This is a genomic window from Caballeronia sp. AZ1_KS37 (genome assembly GCF_023631165.1).
Lineage (GTDB): Bacteria > Pseudomonadota > Gammaproteobacteria > Burkholderiales > Burkholderiaceae > Caballeronia > Caballeronia zhejiangensis.
The window spans coordinates 203,746-225,653 of the sequence record NZ_JALQDP010000034.1 but is presented as its reverse complement, the minus strand read 5'-3'; the positions used below and the strand labels follow the sequence as shown (position 1 = coordinate 225,653).

The 21,908-nt window shown below is 62.9% G+C and carries 23 protein-coding genes; 12 read left to right on the top strand and 11 right to left on the bottom strand.

The window, feature by feature from the left end; all coding sequences use genetic code 11:
- The first annotated feature begins 34 nt into the window (after positions 1–34).
- Positions 35–1,990 (top strand): methyl-accepting chemotaxis protein, encoded by a 1,956-nt coding sequence (locus NCS00_RS21645; RefSeq protein ID WP_175980809.1) that lies wholly within the window; start codon positions 35–37, stop codon positions 1,988–1,990.
- A gap of 83 nt (positions 1,991–2,073) precedes the next feature.
- Here the strand turns inward: NCS00_RS21645 and NCS00_RS21640 are convergent, their stop codons facing one another.
- Both NCS00_RS21640 and NCS00_RS21635 read right to left on the bottom strand, forming a co-directional pair.
- Complete coding sequence (locus tag NCS00_RS21640; RefSeq protein ID WP_008348011.1) at positions 2,074–2,382, bottom strand: non-heme iron oxygenase ferredoxin subunit; 309 nt, start codon at positions 2,380–2,382, stop codon at positions 2,074–2,076.
- Between the two features lie 17 nt (positions 2,383–2,399).
- Complete coding sequence (locus NCS00_RS21635) at positions 2,400–3,479, bottom strand: fatty acid desaturase family protein (protein ID WP_250440951.1); 1,080 nt, start codon at positions 3,477–3,479, stop codon at positions 2,400–2,402.
- A gap of 146 nt (positions 3,480–3,625) precedes the next feature.
- Here NCS00_RS21635 and NCS00_RS21630 point away from each other — a divergent pair, with 146 nt between their 5' ends.
- Together NCS00_RS21630 and NCS00_RS21625 are read left to right on the top strand one after the other, a co-directional pair.
- Positions 3,626–4,678, top strand: a complete 1,053-nt coding sequence (locus tag NCS00_RS21630; RefSeq protein ID WP_250440950.1) for a LacI family DNA-binding transcriptional regulator — start codon at positions 3,626–3,628, stop codon at positions 4,676–4,678.
- Between the two features lie 692 nt (positions 4,679–5,370).
- Entirely contained in the window at positions 5,371–6,432 is a 1,062-nt protein-coding gene (locus tag NCS00_RS21625) for a glycosyltransferase family 2 protein (RefSeq protein ID WP_250440949.1), read from the top strand.
- 13 nt (positions 6,433–6,445) lie between these two features.
- Here the strand turns inward: NCS00_RS21625 and NCS00_RS21620 are convergent, their stop codons facing one another.
- Complete coding sequence (locus NCS00_RS21620; RefSeq protein WP_250440948.1) at positions 6,446–6,766, bottom strand: hypothetical protein; 321 nt, start codon at positions 6,764–6,766, stop codon at positions 6,446–6,448.
- A 272-nt stretch (positions 6,767–7,038) separates the two neighbouring features.
- Here NCS00_RS21620 and NCS00_RS21615 point away from each other — a divergent pair, with 272 nt between their 5' ends.
- Both NCS00_RS21615 and NCS00_RS21610 read left to right on the top strand, forming a co-directional pair.
- Positions 7,039–7,260, top strand: coding sequence for a hypothetical protein (locus tag NCS00_RS21615; RefSeq protein ID WP_250440947.1), 222 nt, complete (start codon positions 7,039–7,041; stop codon positions 7,258–7,260).
- 38 nt (positions 7,261–7,298) lie between these two features.
- Entirely contained in the window at positions 7,299–7,556 is a 258-nt protein-coding gene (locus NCS00_RS21610) for a hypothetical protein (RefSeq protein WP_033536198.1), read from the top strand.
- A 17-nt stretch (positions 7,557–7,573) separates the two neighbouring features.
- On the opposite strand, the gene NCS00_RS21605 is transcribed toward NCS00_RS21610, so the two are convergent.
- A complete protein-coding gene (locus tag NCS00_RS21605; RefSeq protein WP_250440946.1) occupies positions 7,574–8,986 on the bottom strand; it encodes an HdeD family acid-resistance protein in 1,413 nt (470 codons plus the stop codon).
- Positions 8,987–9,115: 129 nt separating this feature from the next.
- Between NCS00_RS21605 and NCS00_RS21600 the strand changes: the two genes are divergently transcribed.
- The gene (locus NCS00_RS21600; protein ID WP_241814118.1) at positions 9,116–9,742 is read left to right on the top strand and encodes a DUF1349 domain-containing protein; all 627 of its coding nucleotides are present in this window, start codon (positions 9,116–9,118) and stop codon (positions 9,740–9,742) included.
- A 109-nt stretch (positions 9,743–9,851) separates the two neighbouring features.
- Here the strand turns inward: NCS00_RS21600 and NCS00_RS21595 are convergent, their stop codons facing one another.
- A complete protein-coding gene (locus NCS00_RS21595) occupies positions 9,852–10,640 on the bottom strand; it encodes an aldolase (RefSeq protein WP_008347995.1) in 789 nt (262 codons plus the stop codon).
- Positions 10,641–10,882: 242 nt separating this feature from the next.
- On the opposite strand from NCS00_RS21595, the gene NCS00_RS21590 reads away from it, so the two are divergent.
- Complete coding sequence (locus tag NCS00_RS21590; protein WP_008347993.1) at positions 10,883–11,086, top strand: cold-shock protein; 204 nt, start codon at positions 10,883–10,885, stop codon at positions 11,084–11,086.
- 69 nt (positions 11,087–11,155) lie between these two features.
- Here NCS00_RS21590 and NCS00_RS21585 read toward each other — a convergent pair whose 3' ends face one another.
- Positions 11,156–11,425 (bottom strand): hypothetical protein, encoded by a 270-nt coding sequence (locus NCS00_RS21585; RefSeq protein WP_250440945.1) that lies wholly within the window; start codon positions 11,423–11,425, stop codon positions 11,156–11,158.
- A 30-nt stretch (positions 11,426–11,455) separates the two neighbouring features.
- Here NCS00_RS21585 and NCS00_RS21580 point away from each other — a divergent pair, with 30 nt between their 5' ends.
- Positions 11,456–11,806, top strand: a complete 351-nt coding sequence (locus NCS00_RS21580) for a hypothetical protein (RefSeq protein WP_235366225.1) — start codon at positions 11,456–11,458, stop codon at positions 11,804–11,806.
- Between the two features lie 223 nt (positions 11,807–12,029).
- On the opposite strand, the gene NCS00_RS21575 is transcribed toward NCS00_RS21580, so the two are convergent.
- Positions 12,030–12,797 (bottom strand): sulfite exporter TauE/SafE family protein, encoded by a 768-nt coding sequence (locus NCS00_RS21575; RefSeq protein ID WP_250440944.1) that lies wholly within the window; start codon positions 12,795–12,797, stop codon positions 12,030–12,032.
- Positions 12,798–12,879: 82 nt separating this feature from the next.
- Between NCS00_RS21575 and NCS00_RS21570 the strand changes: the two genes are divergently transcribed.
- Positions 12,880–13,770: a LysR substrate-binding domain-containing protein gene (locus NCS00_RS21570; protein ID WP_008347985.1), complete on the top strand. Its 891-nt coding sequence runs from the start codon at positions 12,880–12,882 to the stop codon at positions 13,768–13,770.
- On the opposite strand, the gene ppk2 is transcribed toward NCS00_RS21570, so the two are convergent.
- Positions 13,767–14,858, bottom strand: coding sequence for a polyphosphate kinase 2 (gene ppk2, locus NCS00_RS21565; RefSeq protein WP_008347984.1), 1,092 nt, complete (start codon positions 14,856–14,858; stop codon positions 13,767–13,769). The genes NCS00_RS21570 and ppk2 overlap by 4 nt on opposite strands.
- A 52-nt stretch (positions 14,859–14,910) precedes the next feature.
- Positions 14,911–15,132, bottom strand: coding sequence for an HP1242/YdcH family protein (locus NCS00_RS21560; RefSeq protein ID WP_008347983.1), 222 nt, complete (start codon positions 15,130–15,132; stop codon positions 14,911–14,913).
- Positions 15,133–15,354: 222 nt separating this feature from the next.
- Between NCS00_RS21560 and NCS00_RS21555 the strand changes: the two genes are divergently transcribed.
- A complete protein-coding gene (locus NCS00_RS21555) occupies positions 15,355–15,666 on the top strand; it encodes a hypothetical protein (protein ID WP_008347982.1) in 312 nt (103 codons plus the stop codon).
- Between the two features lie 148 nt (positions 15,667–15,814).
- A complete protein-coding gene (locus tag NCS00_RS21550) occupies positions 15,815–16,462 on the top strand; it encodes a VC0807 family protein (protein WP_008347981.1) in 648 nt (215 codons plus the stop codon).
- Here the strand turns inward: NCS00_RS21550 and NCS00_RS21545 are convergent, their stop codons facing one another.
- Both NCS00_RS21545 and NCS00_RS21540 read right to left on the bottom strand, forming a co-directional pair.
- The gene (locus tag NCS00_RS21545; protein ID WP_250440943.1) at positions 16,463–17,287 is read right to left on the bottom strand and encodes an alpha/beta fold hydrolase; all 825 of its coding nucleotides are present in this window, start codon (positions 17,285–17,287) and stop codon (positions 16,463–16,465) included. It abuts the gene before it with no gap.
- A 25-nt stretch (positions 17,288–17,312) separates the two neighbouring features.
- A complete protein-coding gene (locus NCS00_RS21540; RefSeq protein WP_235366224.1) occupies positions 17,313–17,486 on the bottom strand; it encodes a DUF3563 family protein in 174 nt (57 codons plus the stop codon).
- A 474-nt stretch (positions 17,487–17,960) separates the two neighbouring features.
- On the opposite strand from NCS00_RS21540, the gene NCS00_RS21535 reads away from it, so the two are divergent.
- On the top strand, positions 17,961–21,908 hold the full coding sequence (locus tag NCS00_RS21535) for a response regulator (RefSeq protein ID WP_250440942.1): 3,948 nt from the start codon (positions 17,961–17,963) through the stop codon (positions 21,906–21,908).

Here is a 21,908-nt window from a genome sequence, read left to right as displayed (position 1 = left end):
GATCATCACAACTCTTATCGCCCAGTGATTCCCCATGTTTCGTAATGTTCTGGCCCGGACCAACGTCGGGACCAAATTCGCCGTGCTCGCCTGCGCGCTCACGGCAGTCGTCGTCGCGTTCTTCACCATCGCCGTCACGCGCAGCGCGGGCGAGCAAGTCGATACGCATGCGCTCGCGCGCGTCGAAAGCGAGAATCGCTCGATCGCGACGATGATCGGCCTCTTCGACAAGGCCGTGAGCGCGGAAGTCACGCGCTTCATGACGATCTTCGCGCATCGTCTGCCTTCGACGTTCGCGCTCGATGAAACCCGCACCGTGGACATCGACGGTAAAGCCACGCCGACTTTCCTCGCGGGCGACAAGGCGCTGAACAACGACTTCACGATTCCCGACGCGTTCCTCGAGGAAAGCGGCGCCATCGCGACGATCTTCGCCCGCACCGGGGACGATTTCGTGCGCGTGACGACGTCGCTCAAGAAGCAGGACGGCACGCGCGCGATTGGCACGCTGCTCGACCGCAAGGGCCCCGCGTATGCGCCGATCCTTGCAGGCAAGCCCTATATCGGCATCGCAGCGCTTTTCGGCAAGCAGTACATCACCGCGTACAAGCCCGTCACCGATGCATCGGGACGCATCATCGGCGCACTTTTCGTTGGCGTCGACGTGACATCCGAATTCGCAGCGTTGCAGGACACCATCGCGAAGCTCGCGATCGGCGCGAGCGGCTATCACTTCGTCGTCGATGCATCGACTGGCCCGAACCGCGGCAAGCTGCTCGTGCATCCCGGTTCGAAAGGCGAACTGGCCGATGAGCGCGTTGCGCCCTTCAAGCAGATGCTCGACACGCACGAAGGCGAGCTCTCGTTCGACGGCCCCGATATCGCGGGCGCGGATTCGCGCGTGCATGGCGGCAACAAGGAAATCATTTATATGACGGTGCCGCAATGGCAATGGATGATCGGCGGCATTGCATATCGCGACGAAGTGCTCGCCGACGTTCACGCGAGCCGCAATCGCTTCCTGGTTCTCGGGCTCGTCATCGTGGCGCTGCTCGTCGGCGTGCTGCTCTATGCGGTCACGCGACTCGTGGGCCGTCCCATCGACGACGTGACGCGCGCGTCGGAACGCATCGCCGCGGGCGACCTGACCGTGCGTATCGACAGCGCGCGCGAGGACGATATCGGCCGGCTGATGCGTGCGATCGACGGCATCGCGCGCGGACTCGCGGGCATCGTCGCGCAGGTGCGCAGCGCATCGGCGGACATGAACGAAGGGACGGCGCGCATTGCATCGGGCAGCAGCGATATCGCCACGCGCATCGCAACCCAGGCCGCGAGCGTCGAAGAAACCGCTGCGAGCATGGAAGAAATCACGAGCACCGTGCAGCAGAACGCTGCGAATACGGCGCAGGCGGGGACGCTCGTCGCGTCCGCATCCGATGCCGCGCGCGCAGGCGGTCATGCAGTCGGGCGCGTGGTCGCGACGATGGGCGAGATCGACGCATCGGCGCGACGCATCGCCGACATCACCGCGACGATCGAAGGCATCGCGTTCCAGACCAACATTCTCGCGTTGAACGCTGCCGTCGAAGCCGCGCGCGCGGGCGAGCACGGCAAGGGCTTCGCGGTGGTCGCATCGGAAGTGCGCGCGCTCGCACAACGCAGCGCGGGCGCAGTCAAAGAGATCGAAGTGCTGATCGCCGAATCGGCCGCGAAGGTCTCGCACGGCTACAAGATCGCCGAGGAAGCGAGCAGCACGATGGGCGGCATCGTCGAGCAAGTCTCGCGCGTGAATGCCATCGTCGATGAAATCGGCGTTGCGTCACGCGAGCAGGCAAGCGGCATCGAGCAGGTGAACAGCGCGGTCATGCTGATCGGCGAAGCGACGCAACAGAACGCCGCGCTCGTCGGTGAAGCGGAGCACTCCACCGCCGAACTGCGCGATCAGGCCGAGCGGCTTGCGCGCGTCGTCAGCATGTTCCGCGTTTAAGCCTTCGCGCATTCATAGCGGTTCAAGCGGACGTGGCGCGTCGTCGTGCGCGCCACATACCGACGTCGATCGTCGACAGGGCATCAGACCTCGATGAAGATGCGGCCATCCTCGACTTTCGCGGGATACGTCCGCAGCTTTTCGCAAACAGGCGCGCACAGCGGCCGGCCGTCGCGAATGTCGAAGCGTCCGTTGTGCTTCGGACATTCGATGACGTGGTCCATCACGAATCCGTCACTCAGATGAACGTGCTCGTGCGTGCATAGGCCATCGCTGGCATAGACGGCATCGTTCACACGATAGATCGCGAAGGTGCGGCCATCGTGATCGAAACGCATCACGTCTTCGTCTTCGATATCGTCCATCGCAGCTGCATCGATCCATTGCGTCATCGGAACGGCCTCCTTGGTCATGCCTGCGTCGCGGCGGGCATCGGTCTTTCGACGTGATACGACGGATCGCGCGTTTGCCGCACGAGCGCCGGAATGATCTCTGCATATGCCGCGATCGTGCTCGTGTAAGGCGGCGGCATGTCATGCTTCACCGCTTCGTGCAGGCGCGGCAGCGCGTAATAAGGCACCATCGGGAACATGTGATGTTCGACGTGATAGTTCATGTTCAGATACAGAAAGCGGAACATGGGATTCATCATCACCGTGCGGCAGTTCTTGCGATGATCGAGCACGTTCTCAGGCATGCCCGCATGCTGCGTGAGGCCGAAGAAGAGATAGAGCCACGCGCCGTACAGACTCGGCAAGCCGATATAAAGCAGGGGAAGGATCGAATGAGACACGAAGCATGCGCCAATCACCGCCGCATAGATCGCAAGCGTCACGCGCGCTTCAAGAATGACTTTCGGCCATTCCGATTCCGGCACGTAGGTCTTTTCTTCGTCGCCGATATTGCCGAACGCGGATGAAACGATCTTCGGCACTTCGCCTGCTGCGTGCTTCAGCGCGAAGACGTTCAATGCGAGACTCAGCCAGTCCGTCGGCAGCGGCACGGCAATCTCGCGATCCCTTCCGACGACCAGCGTATCCGTGTGATGACGCGCGTGACTCCAGCGCCAGATCGTCGGCCGGCGAAACACCTGAAACGACGCGAACTGATAGAGCGCCTTGTTCATCCACGACGTCTTGAATGCGGTGCCGTGACCGCTTTCGTGCCAGCGCGAATCGGCGGGGCTGCAATAGAGCGTGCCGTAAAGAAGAAATGCGGGAATCGCCCAGAGCGAATGCGCTTGCCATGCCAACCACGCCAGCACGCCGCTCGCGATGATCGACGCATACCAGAGCAAGGTGTCGCGGATGGCGCGTGCATCGCCACGCTGCATCAGGCTCTTCATGACCGGCCGCGGCACCGCGCACTTGTACCAGTCCGCATTGACCAGGCCCGACGCTGTCGCACGCTCGCCTGCGCCGCCGATGAGCCGGTAATCGCGATAGCCGTCCCGCGCGCCCGCACCTTGCGCCTGCTCGGAATCCATCATGTCACCTCAAGCGATGATTGGATTTGCATCATTCGTCATTGCTGATTCGATGATAAAAGCGGATACATCGCCCGCGCAATGTTGACGCGCATTTGCTATCTTTAGGCATCATCGAGCGAATTGAAAACCCATCAATTACATCAAAGATGAGCAAGCGTCCCACGCTTCAATCCGTGGCCGATGCTGCCGGCGTCAGTGCGGCAACAGTGGATCGCGTCTTCAACGGACGTCTCAGCGTGCGCGAAGGCACTGCATTGCGCGTGATCGAGGCAGCCGAGCGCATCGGCTATCACGGCGCAGGCTTGATGCGCGAACGTCTGCGCGCGCAACGCGGCGAGCGCCATGAACGCTATGCCCTCGGCTTCTGTCTGCAGAAACGTGCGGATCCCTTCTATCAGACGTTCGCGCGCATTCTGACGGATGCCGCCGCGCGCCACGAACCGGAGCATTGCAACGCCGTCATCGAGTACATGGATGAACTCGATCCGGCTTCCATCGCACGCACGCTGCTTACGCTCGGCGAGCAGGTGGATGCGCTCGGCGTGGTCGCAGTGGACCATCCGCATGTGACCGCCGCAATCGAAACGCTTCACGGGCAGGGCAAGCCGACGGTCACGTTGCTATCGGATCTGAGTGCGCCCTTACGCGCGGGTTATATCGGCGTCGATCCGCGCAAGAGCGGACGCACGGCCGCGTGGGCCGTGAGCCGCCTCACGCGTCGCGACGAAGGCACTGTTGGCGTGTTCGTCGGCACGCCGCGTTATCTCGGTCAGGAAAGCTGCGAGATCAGCTTTCGCTCGTACTTGCGCGAACATGCGCCCGGATTGCGCGTGCTCGATACGCAGATCAATCTCGAAGACAAGCAACTCGCTTACGAGGCGACGCTCGCGATGCTCGCCCGTCATGCCGATCTCGCCGGCCTCTATATCCCCGGCGGCGGCGTGGGCGGCGTGATACGCGCGCTGCGCGAAGAGGCCGCGGGACGACGCATCGTCACCGTGTGCAGCGACCTGATGCCCGACCGGTACGAGGCGCTCGTCGAAGGCGTCATCGATCTCGTGATCGACACGCCGCTTCAACGCATCGCCGAGACGGCCATTCAGGCAATGCTGCGCGCGTTGCAAGCGCTGCCGGGCGAAGCAGCGCAGGCCAGCCAGTATTCGCTGCCGGCGCAGCTTTATACGCCGGAGAACGTCTGAGCTTGATAGCGTGCCGCTTCAACCGAATGCGTATTTTTTTCTTCTTCGACCTCATGACGCCAAAGTCATGAGAAAAATATGCAGGGCATTGCTACAGTCGCTTGCACGCAGAAACCGTTTGTCACGACTGAATGCTGAAGATGCTCGGGCATGTGGCCGAGCGCACCGAACTGCGACCATCGACTCAGGACGATAACGTTTGCGAGCCATCCTGCGTCGCCGATATGAAGCGGAGGCGATGAAATCCCAGCTTCACGCGGCCGTTTTTCCACTAGTATGTCCCGGTGGACTGCATTTGCCTGCACGCTGAAAGAGGCGAGTGTCATCGCTTCGTTGCTTTGAAGGACTAGCATGCAGTTGCTCGGGGAACCCGCCCGGCAAAAACGGCTCTATTAACGATTGTTCCATCGACATGCACGTCAGGCCGGGGTGTCCGGGGCCCGCCATATGACGTGACATGCTCCAACAATAATGCGCTGCCAGAGCTTCCCGTCTTGTACGGTGATCGAGCCAGCCTCATCCATCAGACCAGCTGCATGTCCGGTCGTGCCGCAATCGATCACAAGGTGATGCGCGTTTGCGCGCGGCGGCACGGCGGGACATCGACAACGGCTCTTCGCATGGTGCGTGCGGAGAGACAGAGCCCAATCAATCGACGGAGAGCGTCATCCATGCCGTTTGAGAGTGACTCCTTGCGAGACACCAGTCCGCTGCTCAGCATCGTCGTGGCGGCTTATAACATCGAGGGATACATCGAGGAAGCGCTCGAATCCCTGCTGTCCCAACCTCATATCGACGCGATGAAGGTCATCGTGGTCGATGACGGTTCTCGCGATGAGACCTATGCGGCAGCGCGCTCGGTCGTGGAGCGCGATCGCGGCGTGCACATCGAATTGATACACCAGGAAAATCGCGGCCTGAGCGCCGCGCGCAATACCGGCCTCGCGGCGGTGCGAACGCCTTATGTCGGCTTCCTGGACGGCGACGATATCTATCTGAAGGGCTTCACCGAAGCGATGATCCCGGTGCTCGCCGAGCGCAAGTGGGATGTGGTGGAGTACAACGTCAAGATCATCGATGACGACGACCGCGAGCTCGATAACATCGAACTCGTCGACCATGCGACGAGCGGCGGTCATCCGATGGATCGCGCGGCGCTGCAGCAGTTTGCCGATCGATTCCATACCTTTGCGTGGGCGCGCGTCTATCGCACCGACCTGTTCGACGCAGCGCCCTTTCCCGAAGGACGAAACTACGAAGACATGGCCCTCGTGCCCTCGACTTATCTGCGCGCAAAAAGCATCTATCGGATTCCCGCGCCGCTGATCGGCTATCGGCGGCGCTTCGGCAGCATCACGCAGACAGCCAAGCTGCGCGACATGCACAATCTGCGCCTCACAGGGCAGGAAGCGCTCGCACGTTGCGACGGCAGTGACATGGACGATTTCTGGCTCACCGTCTTCGACAAGCTCTTTCAGCGTGCGTGCCACGTTTGCGCGCGCGTCGATCGCGCTTCGTTCAAGCAGGCGTCCGAGACGCTCACGGCCATGGCCGTCGATCATCGGAAGATGCGCGAGAAACTCACCGAAGGCGGCAAGCGTCAGGTTGTCGAACTGAAGCCGTTCGATCTGAACGTACGCGCGGACCGCTCGATCCACTTCCTCAAGGGCCTCGTGAAAAAGGTGTTGCGCCGCAGCCTCGATCATCATCAGCGGGCGCGGCGGCCGAGCACGTCCAATCAGTTGAGCGGATGACGCGGCCCCCCTTTCACGCCTCTTCGATGGCGCGCAAGCTCATTCGCTTATAGGCATCGACGAGCAATGCGCCCTCACCGCGCTTGTGCGCGACGGCGAGGCGCATTGTTTCTTCGCCTGGCTGCCAGATCAGGAACGCGAGCGCATTGACGCGCTTGCTGTCCGCACGCGGCATCACGCGCCGGATCGCCGACGCCAGCAATGCGCCGCACGCGCGGCTCTCCGCGATCTCGATGTATTCTTCGACGCGTCGTTGTCGAGCGGCGCCGAACGCATCGTGCTGTTGTCGGGACGTGGCGAAGAAGAAACGCAGGCGGCCGAAGAAGCGCTGCAACGCTCCGGGGCGAGCTGGACCATCCTGCGTTGCAGTTGGTTCATGCAGAACTTCAGCGAGAGCTTTCTGCTGGATCCGATCCGTGAGGGCACGCTCGCGCTGCCGTCGCCGATATCAAAGAGCCTTTCGTCGATGCGGAAGATATCGCCGATGCAGCCGTCGCCGCACTCACGCAGCCAGGCCACGAAAAGCGGCTTTACGAACTCACCGGACCTCGCGCGATCACTTTCGCCGAAGCGCTCGCATGCATCGCGAAAGCGACGAGACGTGACATGCGGCTCGTGCCCGTGCCGCCCCATGCATTTCGCGACGCTCTGCTCGCGGCTGGCGTGCCGAAGCCCGAGACCGACCTGATTCTCTATCTCTTAACGACCGTGCTGGATGGCCGCAACGACAAGCCCGCCGATGGCGTGCGCGCCGCGTTGCATCGCGAAGCCTGCTCGTTCGAGGACTACGCCACGCGAGCCGCGGCGAGCGGCGTATGGGATGTGTGACGCACGAAGCCGCCACTGTTTCGCGGTAGACTTGAGGGATGGAAAAATGTCCCTACTGCGAGCGAATCCGTGACGAATGGGACTGTCACGGTCAGGAATGCCGCACCGCCATCGCCCGCGCGCTGCGTCGACAACGCATGGGATTGCCGATGGTACCGAAGGTCATTCGCAATGAGATTCCGCCGGGCGCGTCGACGGGCGAAGTGATCGCTCAGCTATCGCGTCAGCGCTTGCGCGCACGGCGCGCGAACGAGGAACGCCGCGCACGCAAGGAAGCCGAAGACCTCGATCTATAGCGTAGCGGCGCAGCGCATCAAACGCGTGCGGGCGGATCGGCATTCGATCCGCCGTTCTGCGCAAGCGCACCTTCCTCGCGCCATGCACGCCGCGACTTGCGCATCTTCGTAAGCGCCATGCGCGCGACCTTTAGCCAGCCATAGGGACGCGGATCGGCAACCATGCTGAGCGCGCGCGCATAGTCGAGCGTGAGGCCGGGCGTCCAGGCCATCGTCACCGCGCGCTTGCGTATCTGCGCCGCGACCCACAGTTCCGGCGTCACGATCATCCTGACGAGCGCGCCCCAACCCGCGCGCGAACCGTAAAGGCGCCCTGCCGCCCCTTCGAGCGCGGCGTCGAGTGCGCGCGACACGCTGCTCGAACAGTTGCGGTGCGTGAGGTTATAAGTCGTATCCGCGCGATAGTTGCGCCAGAAACTATCGAGCCGCGCCGGGTCGTAATTGCGGATACGCACGCGCACGGTCGATGGACACCATGCCTTCGATTCGATCGCATAACTCGGCTGGAACACGCCGGGCACATCGTTCTCGCGCGTGGCACGCAGCAGGCGCGCGAAGTCATCGGGCGAGCGGTCGATTTCAACCGCGGGATAGAGACTCACATAGATGCCTTCCGGCGATTCGAGCGCCGCGTGTCCCGTCGAGATCACGCCATTGCGATCCACCGCGGCGATATAACGATCGACGATCGGGTGCCATTGCGTTTCGGCCTTCGACGATCCGACCGGCGTCCACACATGCACGGTGAGCGCCGGTTCGTTATCGGCGGGTGGGCCGTCCCATTCGCTGGCTTGCAAGACGCGCGCTTCGTTATCGGGCGCCTTGTCCGCAACGCTCGCCGCTTCCGCGCTTGCATCGCCCCATACGGCCGGATTGCTCGTCAGCTTGCGCACGCGCATGCCGATCATGATCAGATTCCAGCCCGCGAAGATAAAGAACGCACCGATGCAATACGGCACCGTGCCTTTGTAATGCGTCGGATAGGGTTGAATCATGAAGATGCCGAGGACGATCTCGAAGATGGCGAAGCCGAGTGCGACATGATAGCGCCGGTAACGTACGACAAGCGCCGATGTCGCCTGCAACAGGCCGTCGAAGATAAACGCGAGCCCGATCAGGATCGAAAGAATGAAGTGACCGTGATGATCGCCTTCGAAGATCAGAGCGGCAGTAAGAACGAATGCAATTCCCTTCCCATAGCGCAGTCTGCGCTGTCCGCCGACGCCCGCCCACGCGACGGACAATGTCAGCGCGCCCTCGATCAGCAGCAGCCAGCCGACGAACGCGACCGGAAAGCCGAGCGCGCCGTCGAGGGCATCGATGAAGACGCCGATGCCGACGGCCAGAAGCAACCAGCCCGTGACCGTCAGGCTGCGCCAACGATTGCGCAAATAGTCGACGCCCAGCAGAATCATCATCAGCTTGACCATCGTTCTCTCGATTCAAAGCGTGACGGTAAGTGTTCGTATGTTAATGCAGTCGACACAGAAAACCGTTTTCCTACGACCGTTCGTTGCCCTGCACTGCGTCACGCGCGGCAGCATGACGGCTTGCGCGCCGTGAAATACTTGCGCTGCCATCTTCACGCGACGCCAGACGCCATGTTCGAGCAATGCCGATGGATCAACGAGCCCGCGCAATGGCGCGTCGACAACGACACGCTCATCGTCACGACCGACACGAACACCGACTTCTGGCGCAAGACGCATTACGGCTTCGTGCGCGACAACGGCCATGTTTTCGCGGCGAGCGTGGAAGGCGACTTTACGGCGGAAGTCGCCGTCGCTGGCGATTTCTCCGCGCTATACGATCAGGCGGGCCTGATGATCCGCGAAAGCCCCGAGCGCTGGATCAAGGCCGGCGCCGAATACAACGACGGCGCGCTCACGTTCAGCACCGTACTCACGAACGACCTCTCGGACTGGTCGCTCGGCTCGCGTGCCGGCGCAAACCGCTTCCGGCTTCGCGTGACGATCGCGCAAGGCGTGCTGAAAGTGCAATGCAGCGCCGATGAACGCAACTGGACGCTCATGCGTCTCGCGCCTTTCTCATCGAGCAGCGCGAACGCACGATGGCTCGTCGGCCCGATGTGTTGCACGCCCGAGCGCGGCGGTCTCACGGTCCATTTCTCAGACTTCACGATCGGGCCGCCCATCGTGAAAGACCTGCACGACATCTCGATGTAAGGCACACCGGCTCGCAAAAACACTCATTTGCAGGGCCAGGCCGCGATTCCTGCAGCAGACCGACATGGGCAAACGCGGCTGGTTCAGGCGCTTCGACGCGAAGGGGTCATCACGCCTCGAAATCGATGCCTCGCGCGCGCAACTGGCGCATGCCACTCGCGAGATGCGCCCGCGCGCTTTCGGCATCGCCCGCGCGCATCTGTTCGTACGTGCGCTGCGCGATCTCGTGCGGCACCGGCTTGAGCGGCCGGTTCGCGCTCATCGCGCGCAATTGCACTTCGGCCGCGCGCTCCAGATAGTAGAGATCGTCCCAAGCCTCCGCGATAGTTGCGCCTGCAACCATCACGCCGTGATTCTTGAGGAACAGGATATCGGCGTCGCCCATCGTGCGCGCGATGCGATCGCCTTCCGCGTTGTCGAGTGCGAGACCGTTGTAGTCCTCGTCGACCGCCGTGCGGCCGTAGAACTTCAGCGACGTCTGCCCGAGCCACAGAAGCGGCGGGCCGTCGAGCAGGCACAGTGCGGTCGCGTTCGGCATATGCGTATGAAAAGCCGCCTTCACGCGCGGCATCAGCTTGTGCACGCGTGCGTGAATGTAGAATGCGGTCGCTTCGGGCTCGCCTTCGCCGTCGATTACATTGCCGTCGAAATCGCAGATCAGCAGACGCGACGCCGTGATCTCGCCGAACGCATAGCCGTAGGGGTTCACGAAGAACAGATCGTCGTGCCCTGGAACCATCGCGGAAAAATGATTGCAGACGCCCTCTTCGAACCCGTTCAGCGCCGCCAGCCGGAAGCAGGCTGCAAGCTGCCGGCGCGCTTCGGCGATCCCGGGCGCGTCGAGCCGTGCGGAAGCGGACGCGGCGCGCGGTGCGCCGCTGGAAAGCGTATGTGCCATATGAGCTTGCCTTTGTCGTTTGCGTGACCGTGAAGGCGAGGATAATCGAAAGGACGCGCGCATTATGTCCGACAAAAAAAATCAGCGCGACCGGCGCCTGAGCGCGGAGTATGACGCGTGTATGTCATGTCTCTTAGCAGAAACGCTTATTTGAACTCCGACTTGTGGCATGGTAAAACTCTATGCCGCTCGAAATTCGAAGCGCATCTTCAACGTAATTCGTCTCAATAGGGTTTGGAAAAATGGCAACAGGTACTGTGAAGTGGTTCAACGATGCAAAGGGTTTTGGCTTCATCACGCCGGACGACGGCGGTGAAGACTTGTTTGCACATTTCTCCGAAATCCAGTCCAAGGGTTTCAAGTCTCTCCAGGAGAATCAAAAGGTGAGCTTCGAAGTCAAGCAAGGCCCGAAGGGCAAGCAAGCTTCGACGATCCAGCCGCTGTAAGTTTCAACGCTGGCGCCTCAGGCACGAAACGGCCCGTATGGGCCGTTTTTGCATTGGTGCACGCGGAGATTATTTATCTACCGGATGGTCGGGATTTTCGCGCCAGCGCAAACTGACCTCGGCGCGCATGTCCTTTGAATAAATCAGTAGAATAAATACTGTATTTGCAGCGCCGTTCTCATTGACGGTAATGCGAAATTCTTTCCTCTGATTCACGTGAACTCGGCAAGCAATCGGAAAAAATGCCGTCCGCTGGTTCGGCACAAAACAAAAGCATTGCTCGTCGTCGTTTGGTTCCTGACTTGCGATGCGCGCGCGCAATCGTTCGCGGCGAATCAAAATGCCGCGCGTTTCGTCTCGGAGGTTGTGATGAACGACTTTCGCACCGCCCAGGCGGGCGGCGGTTACGTGTTTTCCTACGATAGCCGCGAAACCGAAGCGTCCTTGTCTGCCAGGCTCGATCGCTGGCTTTCGGGCGCCGATCCCCAGGCCATCGCCATGGACCCAGCGGAAAAGCAGGCGCTCTTCGGCTTCTACTGGGCCGCCAGCATGATGCCGGCGAATTCGCCGTGCTTCCGCGACATCGCCGACCCGGCTTGCGGCGCGGATCTGTCCAAGTGGATGGCGCGCGAACTCGACGACGATCCGCGCTTCATCCGTGCCTACGAGTCCGCGAGAAAGCCGCTCGGCCTGCCGCCAATCGAACGCAACGCGCACTGACCGGCATACGGGCGCGATGTGTTTCGTCGCGGATTCTCGAGCGAAAACATCCGATTCGCGCGCGCCTGATCGATGCGGATTTCGGCGTTTCGGGCTCGTCTTCCTCGCGCGATCCGTGCAGCAGCACGATCTTCGCCGCGATGCTTGCGAGCAGCGATAACGCCCCGATAGTCTCAAGCAAGGCGGGAATCATGTCTGTCTCCCTGAACGTCGACGCACTCGATCATCGATGCGAGAGCATCGGCCCGTAGGTCTTTACGAAAAATGCAATCGTGATACCGGCGCTGACGATCAAGGTGCCCGCGCGAACCCACTGCGGCGGCGCGCGCCGGCCGATCTGCGCGCCGCCATACCCGCCGGCGATCGCCGCGAGCAGCATCGCGATCGTCTCCGGCCAGCGCACTGCCTGCGCCGCCGCGAACATCAGCACGGCCACCGAGTTGGCCGCGCTCACGAGCAACGTGCGCGGCGCGTTCAGACTCTTCAGGTCGCGCGAATCGAGCAGGCCCCAGACGGCCATCATCATGATGCCGACCGCGCCGCCGAAATACCCGCCATACACGCCGAGCGCGAACTGGATCGACAGCACCGCCGCCGCGCCGATATGCCAGCGCCGCCGCAACATCTCGCCCAGCTTGCGGCCGAACGCAAGCGTGAAGCTCGCGCACAGAAGCAGCCACGGCAGCACGAACGAAAACGTCCGCGACGACGTGGACAGCAACAAGACTGCGCCGACGAGCCCGCCGGCGAGCGTCGTCACGAGCATCTTGCGGATCGACACCGAGCCGACCGGACCGAGCCCGTCGCGATAGGCCCACGCGCTCACGACACCGCCCGGAAACAGCGCGACGGTGCTCGAAGCGTTCGCCTGAACCGGTGGCAAGCCGGCGGCGATCATCGCGGGGAGGCTCACGAACGAGCCGCCGCCGGCCAGCGCATTCATCGCGCCCGCAAGAAAACCGGCGCCGATAACGACAATGAAGGGTTCCATGCGACAGATGCTAGCGACGCGGCCGTCCCCTTACAATCTGGCATTTCCAATGCGAGGCTTCGGCCAATCCGAAGGAAGCGCGATGCGTTTCGATCTGACCGACATGCGGCTTTTCCTGACCGTGGTCGAGCGCGGCAGCATCACGGCGGGCGCTCAGGCGATGCACCTCGCGCTGGCCTCGGCGAGCGAGCGCATCGCGGGCATGGAGGCCGCGCTTGGCGCGCCGCTGCTCGAGCGCAACCGCCGCGGCGTGCAGGCGACCGCCGCCGGCGATGCCTTCGTGCGCCACGCGCGCGCGATTCTCGGCCAGGTCGAGCAGATGCGCGGCGAGCTGCGCTCGTTCGCAACCGGCCTCAAAGGCCGCATCCGGCTGATGTCCAACACGGCGGCGCTGGCCGCCTTCCTGCCGCCGAGACTCTCGCGTTTTCTCGTCGCCTATCCCGATCTTTCGATCGATCTCGACGAACGCCCGAGTGTGGAGATCGTGCAGGCGCTCGCGGAGAGGCGCGCGGATCTCGGCGTCGTCTCGGACACGACCGATCTTGGACAATTGGAGACGCATCTGCTCGCGAAGGATCGACTCGTGGTCGTGGCGAATCGCGCGCATCGGATTGCGGGAGAAAGCGAGGTGGCGTTCGCGGAAATCGTCGGCGAGGCATTCGTCGGGCTGTCGGATGCCGCGCTCGAATTGCATCTTGCGGAGCGCGCCTCGCGACTTGGCCGCCAGATTGCCTACCGAATCCGCATGCGCAGTATCGACAACGTCGGGATGCTCGTCGAATCGGGCATCGGACTCGCGATTCTGTCCGAGGCATCGGCGCGGATGCTGGAGCGGCCGACGCTTGCGGTCGTGCCGCTATCGGAGCCGTGGGCGACACGCCGTCTGCATCTGTGTGCCCGCGACTTCCGCGCGCTCACGCCGCACGCGCGTTTGCTCGCCGAAACGTTGATGGACGGCGCAACCGCAAGCTAGAACGGACGCCCGACGATAAACGGATCGACCGCGCCGATCGCTTTGAGATCGCGATTCGCGTAGGGCAGCTTGTGCAGCACATAGCGCATCGCGTTGAGGCGCGCGCGCTTCTTGCAATCGGAGCGTACGACGGTCCAGGGCGTGTCCGCGCTATCGGTATGCGCGAACATGGCTTCCTTGGCGTCGGTGTACGCATCCCACTTGTCGAGCGACGCGAGATCGACCGGACTCAGCTTCCATTGCTTCAGCGGATGAATCTCGCGCTCCTTGAAGCGTCGGCGCTGCTCGGCGCGGCTCACGGAGAACCACAGCTTGATGACGTGCGTGCCGCTCTGCGAAAGATGCCGTTCGAACGCGGGCACCTGCTGCATGAAGTCTTCGTATTCGCGCGGCGAGCAGAAGCCCATCACGCGCTCGACGCCCGCGCGGTTGTACCACGAGCGGTCGAAGAGCACGATTTCGCCCGCCGTCGGCAAGTGTTCGACATAGCGCTGGAAATACCACTGACCACGCTCGCGCTCGGACGGCTTTTCCAGTGCGACGACGCGCGCGCCGCGCGGATTCAGATGCTCCATGAAGCGCTTGATGGTGCCACCCTTGCCCGCCGCGTCGCGCCCTTCGAAGAGGATGACGACGCGCTGACCCGTGTCGCGCACCCACGCCTGCAACTTCAGCAACTCCACCTGAAGGCGATACTTCTGCTTCTCATACGCGCGCCGCGACATCAGGTTCCGATACGGATAGCCGCCATCTCTCCACGACGGCGACAGTTCGTCGTCGGGATCAGGCGTGCCGTTGGCGGCCCGCAGCATCGCGTCGCCATCGAAAAGATGGGCGCGCAACGCCGATACTTCATCCGGCGACATACCGCCGATCAAGGTTCGGACGGTATCGACCAGCGATTCAGCTTGTGCGCCGTCTCGCGCGTCGAAGCGCTTCAGTATGTCGTCCAGGCTGCTCGTCAGCAGGTCATGCGCCGCTTCGACCGCGCGGCCCGTTTCTTCCTGTTCGATGGACGGCGGCTTCGTTCGCGCCGCGACGCCGCCGTCGCTCGATTCGGCAGTGTTACCTGGCGATATCAACTTCATTCCTTCCTCGATGTTGTTGCTCGGAGTCTCTGTCTCTCACGTCGTTTTGTCTTCAGGCGGCTTCGTGCGCCTTTCGCAAGACCGTGTAGAGCTTGTCCTTCAGCAGCAGCTTTTCTTTTTTCAGCGATTCGATGGCGAAGCCATCCGCAGGCGTGACACCGGTCTCCATGTTGTGGATCTGATGATCGAGTTCGTTGTGGCGCTCGAAGAGCCGCGAGAAGTGGCCGTCTTCGGTCTTCAGGCGCGAGATGAGATCGCGATATTCGGGAAACATGCTTGATCCTCCGGTTGATAAACAATTAGCAATTCGAAGTACATATTACCGACCAGAGAGGGCCTTTTCTTAGACAAATATCAAGCGATGCTGTGTCAGACCGCCGCGGATTGCATTTGCAAGCACCTAGGCAAAACCCTCTTTCGCCCGGGTATCGTCCTTGCACAGAATGATGTCGCCGGCCGGGCATCCGCGCGGCCGGCGTGAGCCAAGGAGGCCGACATGAAGAAAAGCCGCAATTGCGCGCAGGGACGCGCCCTGCACATTGCGTTGATCGCCGGCGCTGCTGGCTTGTGCTTCGCCACGGCGGCCAGCGCGGACAGCCAAGCCGCGAAGAAGATGGGCCAGATGGGCGTCATCAACCAGACACTGCAGCCGAAGCCCCTGAAGCCGGCGACGCCGAACACGCCGAACGCGAATACGACGACGCCGAACTACAACGCGAACTCGAACTACAACCCCAACGCGGGCAATACGGCAAACGGCGCCGTGCCCGGAACGCCCGCCGCCGCGGGCGCGCCCCCGAGAAAGTAGGCGCCATGTGCGCGTCGGGCCGCTCGTTGGATCGGGAGCGGCCCGAGCCCTTCCCAGCGAACCGGCGCGCGCGTTCGCACGGCCGCGCATTGTCGATCTCTTATACTTGGCTCAGGCATTGCCATTCAAAGCGCACATTCCTGAGTCCATGAAAAAGATCAAACCCGGTCTCGTGCTCGAACTCGTCGCTAACCTGCTGCTTCCGTGGCTTGCGTACCGGCTCGCGCTGCCTTACTGGGGCGATGTCGGCGCGCTGTATGCATCGGCCGCGCCGCCGCTCATGTGGAGCGTCGCCGAATTCGCGCGCTCGCGCCGCGTGGATGCGCTTTCCGCGCTCGTGCTGTTCGGCATCGCGCTATCGATCGTCATGCTCGCGATGGGCGGCAGCCCGCGCATCCTGCTCGTGCGCGAATCGCTCGCGGCGGGCGCAACGGGCATCGTTTTTCTGATCTCGCTGTTTTTCGAGCGCCCGCTCGTCTTCTATCTCGCCCGCGCGACCGTCACTCGCGAGCAGGAAGACGGTGCGAAACGTTTCGAGGCGTACTGGAGCGAGAGCGCTTCGCTGCGCATGTCGTTGCGGCTGATGACGCTCGTGTGGGGCGTCGGGCTCTCGCTCGAAACCGTGCTGCGCTTCTGGTTCGCGTGGACGTGGCCGGTCGAGCGTTATCTGGTTGTCTCGCCGGTCGTGAGCTACGTGATCTACGGCGGATTGCTCGCGTGGACGTTTTGGTTCCGCGCGCGGCTCATCGAGCGTCAGGGAGAAAGCGCGTCGTCGCGCGACGGTCTGCTCGGCTAGCTAGGCCAGCGGCGCGCACGTCGCCATCGCGATGTGATCCGCGATCGCCGCGTTCACCGCACAGGCATGCGTGAGCGGCCCCATGTGTCCCGCATCCGGCACGACGATCAGCTTCGCCGCCGGCATCAGATCGGGCAAGGTTTCCGCGATCAGGCGCGTCGGCGCGGGCGCGTGCTCGCCGCGCATGACGAGCGTGGGAATGCGCAGCTTCGCATACGCGCTCGCCGGCGTCGGCTCGTGAATCAGCGCGCGAAAATCGAGCGGCGCTTTCGGCACCCAGCGCGTGAGCATCGCCTGTACGGACGGCCGCAACGCCGACCATGCGCCATGTCCGCCCCAATAATCGACGAAGGAATGCGCCGCGCCGCGCAGATCGCCGGCGACGACGCCCTCCGCCGTGCGCGCCGCGATCGCGAGAATCTCGGCGAATTCAGTCGCACCGCGCGCGCCCATGCTCTTCAGCAGATGAAACGCCGACGGCTCGTAAAGCGTGATGCTCGCGACGCCGTGCGGCCGTTCCAGCGCGGCGCGCAACGCGACGCCGCCGCCATACGAATGTCCGACGAGATGCACCTTGCCGCGCTGACGATCGATGATGTCGATCGTGCGGGCTGCTTCGTCCGCGAGCGTGAAGGCGCGCTCGCCGCTCCACGGTCCGACGCTGTCGCAACCATAGTGCTCCGGCGCCATCAACGTGTAGCGCGCGTGATCCGCGTTGAGTGCGTCGAGCGTTTCGCCGAGCTGGCGCCATTGATTCGCGCCCGCGCCCGAGCAGTGCAGCGCGATGACCGCTGCGGCGGTGTGTTCGTCGTTCGAATCCATCATCGTTCGTTCTCGCTTTCGTGAGTGATCAGGCGTCGCCGTCGCACGCGCGCATACGGCGTTCGAGCTCGCCGATATCCGCGCACGATCCGAGATAGGCGTCGCGGCGGCTATGCTCCGCACGTTCCAGCAGCATCCCGGTCCAGCAGATCAGATGCGGCAGCATGAAGTCCTTTCCGACATTGATTAGGTATCCCAACATGATTCGCTCCACTTGCACCAACGAGACCTTCCATGAAATGCCGGCTGAGCGAACGTGCAAGACGGATGAATCGGAGAGTCGCTGAGGCGGCGGGTGTCGATGCAATGCAGCGACCGTGCCAGTTTCGCCGATGCCTTGCCAGTCAAGGCTCGGGGCGAAATCAGCCGCGCGCAGGCCGACGCGAGTGTCGGGCGCGAGCCAACGCTTCGTCTTCGGAAAGACGGCGGACGTCGAACACGTCGCCGGACCTCGTCGGAAGCGACTCCTTGCTTGAGATACGGAAAAGGCCGCGAGAATATTCCCTTCGCATGGGATCAAGCTTTCGCGCCGCCGCGCCGTTAATACGGCTGATTGCCGCGAAAGTCGCTTCGCCCGGCGCGCCTGCCCGTCGACCGGCCCGCTTCGGATGGCGCGATAAGATACGGCAGCGTTCGATCTTAGCGTCCCGCAATCGCTCATTCGGAGACAAACGGCTTGCACAGTCGCCACTCGCTCACTTTCAGGATGACGGTGTTCATCGGCGTCGTCTGCGTGCTCCTCATCGGCACCGATCTCTGGCGCAGCGTCGCCGCACGCCGCGCGCAGATCGACGAGATGACGACGGCGACGTCCAACCTCGCGCGCGCGATGGCGCAGCACGCGAACGACGCGTTCAAGGAAGCCGATACGACGCTCATCGGCATGGTGGAGCGCGTCGAGGAGGACGGCACGTCGCCGGCCGACCTCGCGCGCCTGCACCGCTCGCTCGTGTCACGCGTGCAGCAGTTGCCGCAATTGAACGGGCTCTTCATCTTCGACAAGGACGGCGCGTGGATCGTCAATTCGCAGGCGAAGCTCGACTCGCGATTCAATAACTCGGACCGCGAGTACTTCGAATATCACCGCACGCATACCGATCAGGGCTCGCACATCGGGCCGCCGGTCAAGAGCCGTTCGACGGGAAAGTGGATCGTGCCGGTATCACGCCGCATCGACGCGCCCGACGGCAGCTTCGCGGGCGTCGCGCTCGCGACCATCGACATCGATTTCTTTTCGCGCTTCTACGACAGCCTCGATCTCGGCCAGTCGGGCGCGGCGGTTCTCGTGCTGAACTCGGGCACGATGATCGTGCGCCGCCCTTTCGAGGATCGTTTCGTCGGCAAGAACGTGAGCGACACCGCCCTTTATCGCTCGCATCTGGACGGCCGCTCGGGCGTGTTCACGACCAAATCGTCGCAGGATCACGTCACTCGTCTAAACAGCCTGCGGGAATTGCAGGACTATCCGCTCTTCGTCGCCGCAGCACTTTCGGAAGATGAAATCCTCGGCCCGTGGTGGCGCGATACGCTCTGGCACGCCTCGGTCACGACCGTGCTCGCGCTCGTCATCGCGATGTTCGGCGCACGGCTCGTGCGTCAGGTCACGGCGCGCACCCACATCGAGCAGGCGCTCGCTCGCAGCCTCGCGACGACTCAAACCGTCCTCGACACCGCGATCAGCCCGATCATCACCGTGGACGAGCGCGGCGCGGTCCGCTCCTTCAATTCGGCCGGCGAAAAGGTATTCGGCTATAAGGCGAGCGAAGTCATCGGGCAAAACATCCGGATGCTGGTGCCGCCGCCCCATCTGGATTTGTATAACGAATACATAATGCAATTCAAGGGGGAAAGCGGCGTCGCGACGGCCGACTGCGAACTCGCCGGACAGCGCAAGGACGGCACGTCGTTTCCTGCGCATGTATCGACGGGCGCGATGCGTCTCGATGGCGCTTTGCATTTTGTATCCGTAATTACGGATATCTCCAGGCAGCGGAAGGAACGCAGCGAACTGGCGCACGCGCGCGACCAGTTGCTTCTGGCTGCCGACATTGCCGAACTGGGCATCTGGTCGTGGGATCTGGTGACGGACAAGCTGCACTGGAACGCGCGCATGTTCGAGATTTATCAATATCCGCCGGAGATGCTCGATAACGGGCTGCACTTCGAGCACTGGCGCCTGCGCATACATCCCGAGGATCACGACGCGATCATGGCGAACCTGCGCGCGGCCGCTGCAGGAGAGATCGAGACCTTGCAGCCGTTCCGGATCGTCCTGCCAGACGGGACGACGCGGCGCATCCAGAGCGGGCTGCGCACGCAGCGCACGGCGAATGGCACGCCCGTCGTGATGACCGGCGTGAACTACGACGTCACCGACCAGTACGAACTGGAGTTCCATCTGCGCAATGCGAAGGAGCAGGCGGATGCCGCGAGCGCGGCGAAGTCTTCGTTCCTCGCGAACATGAGCCACGAAATCCGCACTCCGATGAACGCGGTGCTCGGCATGTTGCATCTCGTGCAGCTGACGGCGCTCAATGCGCGCCAGCAGGACTATGTGAGCAAGGCGGAAACCGCGGCCAGATCGTTGCTGAATTTGCTCAACGATATTCTCGATTATTCGAAGATCGAAGCGGGCAAGCTGCAGCTCGACAGCCATCCGTTCGAGCCGGAAAAACTGATGGAAGAGCTCGGCATCGTGCTCTCGGGCAACCAGGGCGCGAAGGATGTCGAAGTGCTGTTCGATCTCGATCCGTCCGTGCCGACTGTGCTCGTCGGCGATAGCTTCCGCCTTCAGCAAGTGCTGATCAATCTCGCGGGCAATGCGCTCAAGTTCACGTCGGCGGGGCAGATCGTCGTGAGCGTGCATCGGCTCGACGGTTCGCCCGATGCATCCGGCGATGCGGTGCGCTTGCGTATCACGGTCAGCGATAGCGGCATCGGCATCAGCGAGGCACAGCTCGAACGCATCTTTGAGGGCTTCACGCAGGCGGAGGCATCGACTTCGCGCCGTTACGGCGGCTCGGGCCTCGGGCTCGTCATCAGCAAGCGGCTTGTCGCGATGATGGGCGGGCAGCTCGAAGTCGAAAGCCGTGTGGGCGAAGGCAGCCGCTTCTGGTTCGACATCACGCTTGGCGTCGAAACGGCGAGCGCGTTGACGCATGACGAAAGCGCGAACCTCGAACATGGCGCGCGCATTCTCATCGCCGATGACAACGCGATCGCAGGCGAGATCATGGCGCGCACGGTGCGCTCGCTCGGCTGGCGCGCTGACATCGTGACGAGCGGACGCGAAGCGGTCGAACGCATCGGCGAAGCTGCGCTGAACGATGCGCCCTACGACATCGCCCTCCTCGACTGGCGCATGCCGGAACTCGACGGGCTCAACGCCGCCAGGCAGATTCACGCGATGAAAGGCCGCGCTGCGCCGCCTCTCGTGCTGCTCGTCACGGCATTCGGCCGCGAGGTGTTGAAGGAGTCGCAGGAAGGCGGCGACGCGCCTTTCGCCGGCTTCCTGACGAAGCCCGTGACGCCGAAGCAACTCGCGGCGGCAATCCGTGCCGCGCTGCCTCGCGACACCGAAACGACGCGGCCCGTCACGCCGCTGCCGACAATGAAAGCGCGCCGCCTTGCGGGACTCGCGTTGCTCGTCGTCGAAGACAATGCGCTCAACCGCCAGGTTGCCGAAGGCGTGCTGCTCGCTGAAGGCGCATCCGTCACGCTTGCGCAAAGCGGCCGTGAAGGCGTCGATCGGGTCATCGCAGCAAACGCCTGCTTCGACGCGGTGCTCATGGACGTGCAGATGCCCGATCTCGATGGACTCGAAGCGACACGCCTCATTCGCGCGGACGGCCGCTTCGCCGCGCTGCCCGTCATCGCGATGACGGCCAATGCATCGGGCGCGGATCGCGATGCATGCATAGCGGCCGGCATGAACGAACATGTAGGCAAGCCAATCGATGTAGAGCGGCTGGTCGCGGTGCTGCGCGCGCACACCGAACGCACGCTGCAAGCGCCGGATGCACATCACGCGAATGCCGATATCGAATCCATCATGGAGCCGCGTGATTCGATCGTCGCGCGTTTCGGCGGCAACGTCGATCTGATCCGCAAGGCGATCGACGGCCTCGACGCGCAGACTGGCAAGCAACTCGCGATGCTCGCCTCGGCGCTCGCGGCGCACGACGTGCGCGGCGCCGCGGCGATGCTGCATGCGATCAAAGGCAGCGCGGGCACGATCGGCGCTGCTGCGCTCGCGCGGCTCGCGAGCACGCTCGAGAAGGACGCGCATGTTCTGGAAGCTGCGCGCGTGGCGTTGCCGAGCATGCAGCAGTTGCTTGCATCGAGCGTGGCGCAACTCGTCGATGAATTCGGTCGGCCCCGATCGCCTGCACGGAACACTTCCAACGTTTCACCGCTGCAAGACCACGACTGGCGCGCACGCCTCACTGCTATCGTCGAATTGCTCGATGCATCGAATCTGCAGGCGATCGCGCTATCCGAGAACTTGTCGCCTTATGCGCCGAGCGCGTATCGCGAGCACTTCGAGCAGTTTCTCGCGTGCGTGCGCGCACTCGAATTCGCGCGCGCATCGGAGATCGCGCGCGATATGCTCGAACAGGTTTGA

Excerpts from the sequence above, each read along its gene's own strand:
- NCS00_RS21635 (WP_250440951.1), bottom strand. The coding sequence starts at position 3,479 with ATGATGGATTCCGAGCAGGCGCAAGGTGCGGGCGCGCGGGACGGCTAT.
- ppk2 (WP_008347984.1), bottom strand. The coding sequence starts at position 14,858 with ATGAAGTTGATATCGCCAGGTAACACTGCCGAATCGAGCGACGGCGGC.
- NCS00_RS21550 (WP_008347981.1), top strand. The coding sequence starts at position 15,815 with ATGAAAAAGATCAAACCCGGTCTCGTGCTCGAACTCGTCGCTAACCTG.
- NCS00_RS21560 (WP_008347983.1), bottom strand. The coding sequence starts at position 15,132 with ATGTTTCCCGAATATCGCGATCTCATCTCGCGCCTGAAGACCGAAGAC.
- NCS00_RS21555 (WP_008347982.1), top strand. The coding sequence starts at position 15,355 with ATGAAGAAAAGCCGCAATTGCGCGCAGGGACGCGCCCTGCACATTGCG.
- NCS00_RS21580 (WP_235366225.1), top strand. The coding sequence starts at position 11,456 with ATGAACGACTTTCGCACCGCCCAGGCGGGCGGCGGTTACGTGTTTTCC.
- NCS00_RS21575 (WP_250440944.1), bottom strand. The coding sequence starts at position 12,797 with ATGGAACCCTTCATTGTCGTTATCGGCGCCGGTTTTCTTGCGGGCGCG.
- NCS00_RS21645 (WP_175980809.1), top strand. The coding sequence starts at position 35 with ATGTTTCGTAATGTTCTGGCCCGGACCAACGTCGGGACCAAATTCGCC.
- NCS00_RS21610 (WP_033536198.1), top strand. The coding sequence starts at position 7,299 with ATGGAAAAATGTCCCTACTGCGAGCGAATCCGTGACGAATGGGACTGT.
- NCS00_RS21640 (WP_008348011.1), bottom strand. The coding sequence starts at position 2,382 with ATGACGCAATGGATCGATGCAGCTGCGATGGACGATATCGAAGACGAA.
- NCS00_RS21595 (WP_008347995.1), bottom strand. The coding sequence starts at position 10,640 with ATGGCACATACGCTTTCCAGCGGCGCACCGCGCGCCGCGTCCGCTTCC.
- NCS00_RS21545 (WP_250440943.1), bottom strand. The coding sequence starts at position 17,287 with ATGATGGATTCGAACGACGAACACACCGCCGCAGCGGTCATCGCGCTG.
- NCS00_RS21540 (WP_235366224.1), bottom strand. The coding sequence starts at position 17,486 with ATGTTGGGATACCTAATCAATGTCGGAAAGGACTTCATGCTGCCGCAT.
- NCS00_RS21630 (WP_250440950.1), top strand. The coding sequence starts at position 3,626 with ATGAGCAAGCGTCCCACGCTTCAATCCGTGGCCGATGCTGCCGGCGTC.
- NCS00_RS21615 (WP_250440947.1), top strand. The coding sequence starts at position 7,039 with ATGCGGCTCGTGCCCGTGCCGCCCCATGCATTTCGCGACGCTCTGCTC.
- NCS00_RS21570 (WP_008347985.1), top strand. The coding sequence starts at position 12,880 with ATGCGTTTCGATCTGACCGACATGCGGCTTTTCCTGACCGTGGTCGAG.
- NCS00_RS21590 (WP_008347993.1), top strand. The coding sequence starts at position 10,883 with ATGGCAACAGGTACTGTGAAGTGGTTCAACGATGCAAAGGGTTTTGGC.
- NCS00_RS21605 (WP_250440946.1), bottom strand. The coding sequence starts at position 8,986 with ATGGTCAAGCTGATGATGATTCTGCTGGGCGTCGACTATTTGCGCAAT.